The organism is Bacteroidota bacterium (assembly GCA_016195025.1).
Classification (GTDB): domain Bacteria; phylum Bacteroidota; class Bacteroidia; order Palsa-948; family Palsa-948; genus Palsa-948.
In genome coordinates this window covers 1-10,067 of sequence record JACQAL010000070.1, presented here as the reverse complement: position 1 = coordinate 10,067, position 10,067 = coordinate 1, and the positions used below count along the sequence as shown (strand labels likewise).

Sequence of the window (10,067 nt, the reverse complement as noted above, 5' to 3'; positions counted from 1 at the left end):
GTGCGCAATCCGAAAAGAGGAAGCAAAACCAATCCGACCGGAAATGCCGATGACGGAATTTCCAAATGCGCGGAAGTGTGGGTGAACGAACTTCGCCTTGCCGATTTTGATGAGCATGGCGGCTATGCCGGCACCGGCCACGTTACTACCAAACTTGCTGACCTCGGCACCGTAACGCTTGCCGGAAATTACAGTTCGCCCGGATGGGGAAGCATTGAGAAAAAAGTGAGCGAGCGCCAGAAAGAAACGCGCTACCAGTATGACATCTCCTCGCAAATTGCGCTGCATAAATTTCTTCCTGCCGACTGGGGAATTTCGCTTCCGATGTACGTGGGCTATTCGCAGGCAATCATCCGCCCGCAGTATAACCCGCTCGACCCCGACATTAAACTATATGATGTGCTGCATGACCAAAACCTTCCGAAAGATTACCGCGATAAAATCAGACGCGAAACCATAGATGAAACCGACCGCAGGAGCATAAACTTCACCAATGTGAAAAAAGAGAAATCAAAAAAATCAAAACACAGTTACCCGATTGATATTTCCAACTTCGCGTTTAATTTTTCTTACAGCCAGTTTCACAACCACAGCGCCACCATTGATTTTTATAACATGCGCGATTACCGCGGAGGATTTGTATACGGCTATGCGCCCACAGTAAAAAACATTCAGCCGTTCAAGAAATCAAAACTCCTGAGCAAAAAAGCATTCGCGCTTATCAAGGATTTTAATTTCACGCCCATTCCGAACAAATATTCTTTCCTTGCGGACGCCACGCGGCATTATTCGGAAAAACACCAGCGCGATATCTCGGGAGAAAACATTCCCATTGACACCTTTTACGAAAAAACGTTTACCATGCTGCGCAGTTACGATTTGAAATGGGATTTGACCAAATCCATCAAACTCGATTATCATGCCGACAATACCAGCCGCATTCTCGAACCGCGGGGAGCGGTGGATTTAAAACCGGACAAAGACGTGATGTACCGGAATTTTTTCAAAGGCGGAAATAATATTATCTACATGCAGAAATCAAAAGCGGATTACACGGTGCCCATCAATAAATTTCCGCTCACCGATTGGATAACCGCCAATGCCGGCTATTCGGCAGATTATAAATGGATGCACGCTCCCTACAGCGCTGATTCACTCGGGCATTTTTTAACCAACGGAAATCAGAAAACACTGAATACGCAGGCGAACATGCTCACGCTCTACAATAAAATACCGTTCTTCAAAAAAGTGAACCAGGGAATAAAAAAGAAGGAAGAGAAAAAAACTCCGCCCAAGCCGAAAAATCCTCCACCTAAAAATCCACAGGACACGCTGAAGAAAAACAAAGCCGCGCTGGACTCACTGAAGAAAAAAGAAAAGAAAAAACTCGGAGAGTATCTTTTGCCGCAATATGCCGCGCGCACGCTCATGATGCTGAAAAATGTTTCGGCAAATATTACCGACAGCCGCGGAACTTCCATTGCCGGATTTAACGACAGCACAAAATTTCTCGGCATGAGCCCGCGCGGAGCGCCCGGTCCCGGTTTTGTTTTCGGGCAGCAGAATTATTCGGGAAGTTTTAACGGGAAAACCTATCATGACTTCGGGGAATATGCCGCCTCACACGGATGGATTGTGCAGAAAAATTCGTTGAACACTCCGTATCTTCGCAATTCCACCACCAACATTACCGGACGTGCCAACATAGAGCCCGCTCCCGGATTCAAGATTGAACTCACCGCCAACCGCAGCAAGTCGGTTAACCACAGCGAGTTTTTCAGATGGGCAAGAATTGATGCGCTGCTGACGGATTCCGGATTTGTTCATCAGAATCCGATTGAGAGCGGAAACTTCAGTATGTCATTCTTAACATGGAAAACTGCGTTTGAAAAAACAAATAAAGATTATAGTTCGCAAGCATTCACAGATTTTTTGGCGAACCGCTCGTTAATTTCCGAACATCTTGCGGACCATTATAAAAATGGAAATTCTGCTCAAACATATAAGGATGCTCTCGGAGATACATATCATGTAGGATACGGGCCCACTTCTCAAGCCACCATGATGTTTGCGTTTCTTTCTGCCTATTCGAGAAAAGACCCAAGCAAATATCCGCTCGAAACATTTCCCAAAATTCCGAAACCAAACTGGCGGATTACTTACGATGGACTCTCAAAAATAAAACCGCTGAAGAAAATTTTCAAAACTGTAACGCTCAGCCATGCCTACCGATCTTCGTATAGTTTCACGTTTGCCAATAATCTTAAATCAAATTTACAGTCGGAGGCGCAGGCGCCTTCTGTTACCAATGTCAACGGAGATTATTTGTTCTACGAGCAAATAAATTCAGTTACCATTTCCGAGCAGTTTGCTCCTTTAATCAAAGTGGACATGACCTTACAGAACGGGATTCAGATAAACACAGAAATTAAAAAAGACAGGAACATTGCGCTCAGTTTCGCGAACAACCAACTCACCGAAATAAACGGAAAAGAACTGGTGGTGGGAACGGGTTACCGATGGAAAAACCTTGAACTGAAAAACCCGTTCGGCAAAAACAAAAAAGGAATCAAGAGCGACCTGAACCTGAAAGCCGATTTTTCCATTCGGGAAAATTTGACGGTGATAAGAAAAGTTGTGGAAGGAGTAACCCAGCCGACTGCCGGGCAAATTATTCTTTCGCTTAAAACATCGGCAGATTATATGATAACACAGCGCATTACCGCGCGGGTATTTTTTGATAAACTCTTTACCACTCCGAAAATTTCCACTTCGTTCAAATCGTCCAACACAAACGGAGGCGTGAGCATTCGTTTCTCGCTTATTTGATAAAAACTATTTTCTAAGAAATACTTTAATTCTGAAAAATAGTTAAAACAATAGGCAGTGAAATCAAAGTAAGTATATTTGAACAGAAATTCTTCTATGAAAATAAAATTATTTTTTACTTTTTTACTTTTTGTTTTTTTCCAACTCTTTTCGCTTGCCCAGATACAAAATCCCGTGAAGTGGAAATTTTCCGTCAATAAAATTTCTGAAAGCGAAGCCGAATTATTGCTGACAGCAAAAATTGACAACGACTGGCATGTGTATTCCATGAAACAGGAAAGCGACCAGGGGCCCATTTCTCTCACATTTAATTTCGAGAAGAATAAAAATTATTCGCTTGATGGAAAAATTATTGAGCCGAAACCGGAGAAGATGTACGATAAAAATTTTGAGATGAATGTGAAATATTATGAGCACGAAGCAACTCACAAACAAAAAATAAAAATTCTTTCGCAGGAAAGTTTTTCAGTGAAAGGAACTTTAAATTACCAAACCTGCAACAGTTCCATGTGCCTTCCGCCAACGGATGTGGATTTTGAGTTTAAGATAGAAGGGAAAGGAGGAAATGCAGACATTTCACAAGTAAAAAAAGATTCTGACACACTGAAAACTGCAGTGGTGGATACAACTGCAAAACAAATTGCAGGAAACGATGAAAATTTTAATGACGATTGCGGTTCGCTCGAAGGAGATAATTATGCAACACTTTCCGCATGGGCAATTTTTATTCAAGGTTTAATCGGTGGGTTCTTGGCGTTGTTAACTCCCTGCGTGTTCTCCATGATTCCGCTCACGGTAAGTTTTTTTATCAAGCAAAGCAAAACGCGCTCGGAAGGATTTAAAAATGCTTTGGTATATTCTCTTTCCATTGTAATTATTTACGTGGCGCTCGGTTTCATCATCACAAAAATTTTCGGAGCCGACACGCTCAACAAAATGGCAAGCGATGTTTGGTTCAACCTTGCTTTCTTTTTCATCTTTATAATTTTTGCCGCTTCTTTTCTCGGAGCATTTGAAATTACGCTTCCGAGTTCGTGGGTGAATAAAGCGGATAAAGCAGCCGACCGCGGAGGGATGCTCGGAATTTTTTTCATGGCATTCACGCTTTCGCTCGTTTCTTTTTCCTGCACGGGACCCATCATCGGAACTCTTTTAGTTCAAGCGGCTGTGAATGGAAGTAATTTGGGCCCGCTTCTCGGAATGGCGGGCTTTGCCATTGCGCTCGCACTTCCGTTCGCACTCTTCGCTGCGTTTCCCGCATGGCTGAACACGCTTCCGAAATCCGGAGGATGGCTGAACGCGGTGAAAGTGAGTTTGGGATTTTTGGAAATTGCGCTCGCGCTGAAATTTTTATCGAACGTAGACCTGGCGTATCACTGGGGAATTCTTCCGCGCGAAGTTTTCATTGCGCTGTGGATTGTGATTTTCGGTTCGTGGGGGTTTTATCTTCTCGGCAAAATAAAATTCGACCACGACTCGGAAGTAAAATCAATTTCGGTTTACCGCTATATGTACGCGCTGATTGTTTTAAGCTTCACGGTGTATTTAATTCCCGGATTGTGGGGAGCGCCATTAAAATTAATCAGCGGATTTCCTCCGCCCGATTTTTATAAAGAATGGACATCAAAAGAAACAAGCCATTGCCCGCATAACTTAAATTGTTTTCATGATTACGAAGAAGGAATGGCGTATGCGAAAAATCAGAACAAACCGGTGATGATTGATTTTACCGGATGGAGTTGCGTGAACTGCCGCAAGATGGAAGACAATGTGTGGAGCGATTCGGAAATTCTCAAACGCCTGCGCGAAAATTATATTTTGATTTCTCTTTATGTGGACGATAAAACTCCGCTTCCGGAAAAAGAACAAATTGTTTCTCAAACCTCCGGACAAAAAATAAAAACGCAGGGAAACAAGTGGAGCGATTTGCAGGCATCGGTTTATAAAACAAATTCTCAGCCGTATTATGTTTTGCTCGATAACAATGGAAAAAAACTTGCGCAGTCGCGCGGATACACCCCGGAAATAGAAACGTACAAGAAATTTTTGGATGAGGGATTGTGCAGATATAAGAAGCGAAAAGAAAACTAATCTTCCGAAAGAATTTTCCGGATATCCGGCTTAAAATATTTTTTGCTCTTCATAATTTTTCCATCCTCACGGAAAATCGGTTTTCCGTTTTCATCCAGTTTCGACATGTTGGAGCGGTGAATTTCATCAAACACTTCGTCAATTTTATATTGAAGTCCGTGTTTTAAAATTGTTCCGAACAAAATATAAAGTTTATCGCCCAGCGCATCGGCAATTTCAACAAGGTCTCCGCGGCTGCATGCTTCCAGGTATTCTTCATTCTCTTCCTGCATCAGACGGTGGCGGAGTTTATATTCCCATTCTTCCAATTTCCCTTCGGGAATTTCCCGTGAACCGATTTTAAAAACTTCGTGAAACTCCTTCACGGAATTTATTTTTTCCACGAGAATCCTTTTTGATTTTTTTTCCTGAATCATTTTCCCTTGGTTGATTTATATTCCGTATTCAATCCGTTCAAAACAATTCGTGTTACATCGAGCGAATCATTTATTCCCAGCACACCTCCGCCTGTTCTTGTGAATGCGAATGCACAGTAGTATCCATGCTCTTTGTTGAAGCGCGCGAGGTAATCATAAATTTTTTTCTGCACATCCACCGTTGAATTATCCAGTTCGCCCATCACCTTATCCTGATTTTGTTCCATTGCCGCAATTTCATCGCGCCTTTTCATTAACCCTTCTTCAATCTTCGTGGCTTCTTCTTTTGAATACGCGCCTTTGCCTGCTTTCTCCACATAATCGCTGTAGTCCTTTTGAAACGCTTCGGCTTTTTGCTGGTACGATTTACGATAACTGTCCACCCTGTTTTCTCCGGATGCTTTTGCCTTTTTTGCATACTCGTATTTTGCAAAAAGCGAATCGGCATTTACAAACACCACCGGCAAGCCCTTCGGCAGTGAAGATAAATTCACGATGGGCTGAACGGGAGAAACAATTTTCGCGGAATCATTTTTTGTTTCTTCGTTTCCTGCGGAAGATTTTTTTTCGGAAAAATCTTTGTAATAAAGAAATCCCACCGCCAGGAGAAGAATTGCATTTAGCGCTAATGAAATATTTTTCACGATTAAAATTTTTTGCAAATGTATAATAAAGAAGAAAGAAAAAATTTCCTGTTAACTTTTTTTCAGAAGATTCATTTTATCGGCAAAGTGCGCGCAGAAATCTTTCAGGTCTTCCGCCATGGCATCTTCGCCCGTAGCTCGCTTCAGCGTGTCTGCCATGGAGAGCAATGTTTGATGGAAAAAAATTTTCATTTCATCCACCAGCATGTCTTTTGTCCAAAGATCAATGCGAAGCGTGTTTTGTTCTTTCGCATCCCAGAGTGTAATCATCGCGCTCTTTGCGGAACTTTTTTCGTTTGCCTCGCTGGCTTCCCAGTCAATCGAAAGAGGGAGATTGTTGTCGTCAAGCGCCACTCTAAAATTTATTTCTGAAGTTTTCATAGTCAGGGTTTATATTTTGAAAGTGATAAAATTTTCTGTGCATCGTTTTCTTTCATTAATTCTTCAAGAGATATTTTCGGATTTACTTCCATGTATCGTCTCACAATCTTCCAGCCGAGCCAAGCGCCTGTGCGCGCGGGTGATTCTTTTACGAAGCCGGTGGTGAACGGACCTTCCCCGGTAAATTTTGAAATCGCCTCGTGTTCGGTGGAGTAGAGGAATTTATTTTTCACCAGATAGCCCCACATATCTTTTTCGTGTTCAATGCACCAGCGCAATTGTTTTTTTGTGAAGCCGATTTTCAGCGTATCATCTGCAGCCGGCAGCATTGCATCGGCAAGGTAAAGAAGTTTTCCCTGGTAAATCATTTCGCTCAGAAGATTTCCGCTTTTTGTCTTGTCGGGGAATTCGCGCATCATCCATGCGCGGAGAAAGTCGGGAACAATAAATTCTTTCTGCATGTTAACTTGTTTATAAGCCGGAATCTGGAGCATTTCATAAAATTTATTTTTTGTTCCCAGATACATTTCCAGCCCGATGGCAAACACAGAATCGGCCGCTGCAATGGAATAATTAAAACCCGACATCATAGCAAGAACTTTCGGCAGATTGTTTTTCGGGAAATAATATTTATAATGCTTGAAAATATCCGTCAATGCATTCTCGGTGAAAGACAAATCAGAAAATTTTTTCCGACATTCGTCAAAGGCGCCTTTCATATCTTTATCATTCACAAACTTTATGATTTCAGGAATGCAGGCGCTGTCCTGAATGCCGCTGTGGCATAAAATATTGCGGACAAACAAATCCGTGAAGCCCGGATATTTTTTCTGAAGTCCGGGAAGTTTCTGCTGAATGTTTTCTGCCGTGAGCGAAAAAAAATCGTTGTCGAAGCGCTGAATTTTTACGGGCGCAACATTAACTTTTGAAACATCCACATCCAGCGGATTGCTCCCGCAGGAAGCAAGCAGCCAGCAAAGCAGCAATCCAATCATCCACTCATCCCTCCTTCCATTCTTCCATTTCATATTAAATGTTTTTCTTAAGTTTGCGCTTCCGAAGGAATTCCTCCGGCATGTAAATTTACACACAACCGCCTTACAAATCATCAACCCATGAAAAAGTTCTTTCCGCTGATTATTGTTTCTGCATTTTCACTTTCTCTTTTTGCGCAGGATAATGCAGGCGATATGAAAAACTTCCGCTTCGGAGTTACTGCGCTTCCATCTCTTTCGTGGTACAAGCCCGACAATCCCAAAAGATTTTCGAAAGACGGCTCGGTGTTCCGCTTTGGCGTGCTGCTTAATGGCGAATACAACCTCAGCGGAAACTTCGCAATGGGTTTCGGCATCGGCATCGGTTCGGGTGGCGGCAAAATTGATTTTACCGGAACTTCCAAGCAGGACACGGTGGATTATTATTACAACACTGACAAAGGAATTCTTTTGCTTGGCGATACTGCAGGATTGAATAAAAAGTGGGAACAGTACCGGCTGATCGGGCGCACGTACAACGCGAGTTATTATATTCTTCCCATCTCGCTTAAAATGCGCACCAATGAAATCGGATACATCCGCTATTTTTTTGAGCCGCGGTTTAATATTTGCCTCCGTAAAAAAGTGTTCGCCAACGACAACGAGGTGAGCATGAAAACCAATCAGTCCTCTTCGCAAACAAAAATTGATATTACCAAAGACATGGCTTTCTTCCGCATGTCGGTTACGCTGAGCGCTGGCGGAGAATATTATTTATCGGGCTCCACTGCGTTTGTATTCGCCATCGGTTACGATTACGGATTATCCAACGTGGTGAAGGGAACTTCCGATTATTTATTCCGCGATACAAGAACATCCGGTGTTGTTAATCTTACCTCGCTGGAACAAAAATTCACGCAGGGAGGAATTGTGTTGAGCGCGGGAATTCTTTTCTGAGATGAAGAAGCAATAAAAAATCCCGCAGGGAAATTTTTCCTGCGGGATTTTTTATTCCAATCATTCCTCAAATCACAATCGTAATCAGGTTATTTGCCGGACCTATGCGGTTCGGGTTTTTAGAATCATTCCACTGCAGGAACATATAAAGAATTTTTCCTTTGTTGTTCATTCCTAAGTGAAGCAAAAACTTATGCCCCGAAAAAACTTTTTGTTTGTCGCATTCCTCCGGCTCTGAAGGAGCGGGAGTCATTTCCACCGGCTCAATCACCACCGGGGGCGTGTTTGTTTTTGATGCATTGGAAACCATTTTTGCGTTGGCATCTTCAATGGCTTTGGCAGCCGCTTTTTCTCCCGCCACATCCACGATGGAATACGACACTACTATTCCGTCTGCCGTATCGGCAACACTGGGCAGTTTGCTGTCGTGCTCGGTGGCGCACAGGAACTCGTGGTCGCCACCGCCCAGGTCTTTTTCTTTATAGAAGACCTGTTCTTTGATTCCGTCTTTCACTTTTTCTTTTTTCGGATTCGGCTCTGCAATGTGCAGCACCAACCGCGCTTCGGAAGTAATGGCAGGGCTGGCGCTCATGCGCGTGAGGAGCGTGCCGATGAAAGTGGTAAAGGCATCGCGCAGGTTGATTACATTCTTGCGCGACTTTTTTCCCTTGGTGTCCGGGTTGGTGTGGATTTCATACACTCCCGGGTTGGCAGGATTGCCCGTGCGCCACTTGCCGTTGTAGGTTTGCAGTTGACCTGCTTCGGCATTCGTCAGAAGCAAATCCACCCACCATAAATTTCCGGTTGCGGCATTGGTGCTGAACAGGAATGCTACTACGCTGACAATGTAATTGTCAAACAGGTTGAGTTTTCTTGGAACGCGTGGTCCCTTTGATTTCTTTTTAGCCATTGTTATTTGGTATTAATTGTTTTCCCCGCTGAATTATTGTTTTTATTCCATCCATCCTGCTGCCAGTGAGGGTTCAACAGGATAAATATTGAATATTTCGATTTTTTACTATGAAACTGCGTATTTCCAAACAGGTAAGGCGCGGTACTAAAAAGGGCGCGCGGTTGCCGAGAAAGGTAAGGCGCGGTACGAAAAAGGGCGCGCGGTTGCCGAAAAAGGGAAGGCGCGGTACGAAACACGGAAGGCGCGGTACTAAAAAGGGCGCGCGGTTGCCGAAAAAGGGTTCGCGGCTGCCGAAAAAAGAAAACCGCGGTACTATTTCCGGTTCGCGCCTGCGCAGTTTCGGAAACCGCTTTCCCTGTTTGTGAAAACGCTTTTCCTGCGCCTGTTCCGTTGGTTTCCATGCGTGCTTTTCATTGCAAGGTTTTTTTACGGGGATTTATTACGGAACGGCTGCGGCAAAAATTTATTTTATTCCTGTTATAAATTATTACGAACAGGCAATGAACAAGGTTGCGGGAAATTAACAAGTGGTCGGTTGGGTGAGTAAGTGGTAAGGAAGAGCGGTGTTTTATCGCTGCACTGCTATTTTTCTTGTAAGCGTTCCCCCTGTTGTTTTTCCCTGCACAAAATAAATGCCTTGCGGCTGAGAAGAAAGATTTACTGTTTGCTGTTTACTGTTTACGGCTGTTTGATATACTCGCTCTCCGTACATATTATATATTTCCAAACCGGAAACCGCAGACCGTAAACCAGAAACCGTAAACACTCCGCTCGTGGGATTGGGGTAAAGTATACTATTTTCCTGCTCTGCAATTTCATTTACTGCTGTGGTATTTGGGCACACTCCCCCGATTACCTGCAC

9 protein-coding genes are annotated in these 10,067 nt (G+C 43.4%); 3 read left to right on the top strand and 6 right to left on the bottom strand.

Annotated elements, in window-relative coordinates; genetic code table 11:
- On the top strand, nucleotides 1-2,829 hold a 2,829-nt coding region (sprA, locus tag HY063_13725), incomplete at its 5' end, for a cell surface protein SprA (protein ID MBI3502845.1).
- 96 nt (nucleotides 2,830-2,925) lie between these two features.
- The gene (locus tag HY063_13720; GenBank protein MBI3502844.1) at nucleotides 2,926-4,920 is read left to right on the top strand and encodes a thioredoxin family protein; all 1,995 of its coding nucleotides are present in this window, start codon (nucleotides 2,926-2,928) and stop codon (nucleotides 4,918-4,920) included.
- Here the strand turns inward: HY063_13720 and HY063_13715 are convergent.
- The 4 genes from HY063_13715 to gldB are packed head-to-tail and all read right to left on the bottom strand — an operon-like array spanning nucleotide 4,917 to nucleotide 7,389.
- Nucleotides 4,917-5,336: a nucleoside triphosphate pyrophosphohydrolase family protein gene (locus HY063_13715; protein MBI3502843.1), complete on the bottom strand. Its 420-nt coding sequence runs from the start codon at nucleotides 5,334-5,336 to the stop codon at nucleotides 4,917-4,919. The genes HY063_13720 and HY063_13715 overlap by 4 nt on opposite strands.
- A complete protein-coding gene (locus tag HY063_13710; protein MBI3502842.1) occupies nucleotides 5,333-5,980 on the bottom strand; it encodes an OmpH family outer membrane protein in 648 nt (215 codons plus the stop codon). The genes HY063_13715 and HY063_13710 overlap by 4 nt, the downstream gene beginning before the upstream one ends.
- A 51-nt stretch (nucleotides 5,981-6,031) precedes the next feature.
- Nucleotides 6,032-6,361, bottom strand: a complete 330-nt coding sequence (gene gldC / locus HY063_13705; GenBank protein MBI3502841.1) for a gliding motility protein GldC — start codon at nucleotides 6,359-6,361, stop codon at nucleotides 6,032-6,034.
- A 2-nt stretch (nucleotides 6,362-6,363) separates the two neighbouring features.
- Entirely contained in the window at nucleotides 6,364-7,389 is a 1,026-nt protein-coding gene (gene gldB / locus HY063_13700) for a gliding motility lipoprotein GldB (protein ID MBI3502840.1), read from the bottom strand.
- 87 nt (nucleotides 7,390-7,476) lie between these two features.
- On the opposite strand from gldB, the gene HY063_13695 reads away from it, so the two are divergent.
- Nucleotides 7,477-8,292 carry an outer membrane beta-barrel protein gene (locus HY063_13695; GenBank protein MBI3502839.1) on the top strand — a complete coding sequence of 272 codons (816 nt, stop codon included), beginning with the start codon at nucleotides 7,477-7,479 and terminating at the stop codon, nucleotides 8,290-8,292.
- A 67-nt stretch (nucleotides 8,293-8,359) separates the two neighbouring features.
- Here the strand turns inward: HY063_13695 and HY063_13690 are convergent, their stop codons facing one another.
- Both HY063_13690 and HY063_13685 read right to left on the bottom strand, forming a co-directional pair.
- A complete protein-coding gene (locus HY063_13690; protein ID MBI3502838.1) occupies nucleotides 8,360-9,202 on the bottom strand; it encodes a hypothetical protein in 843 nt (280 codons plus the stop codon).
- A gap of 571 nt (nucleotides 9,203-9,773) precedes the next feature.
- On the bottom strand, nucleotides 9,774-10,067 hold a 294-nt coding region (locus HY063_13685), incomplete at its 5' end, for a T9SS type A sorting domain-containing protein (GenBank protein ID MBI3502837.1).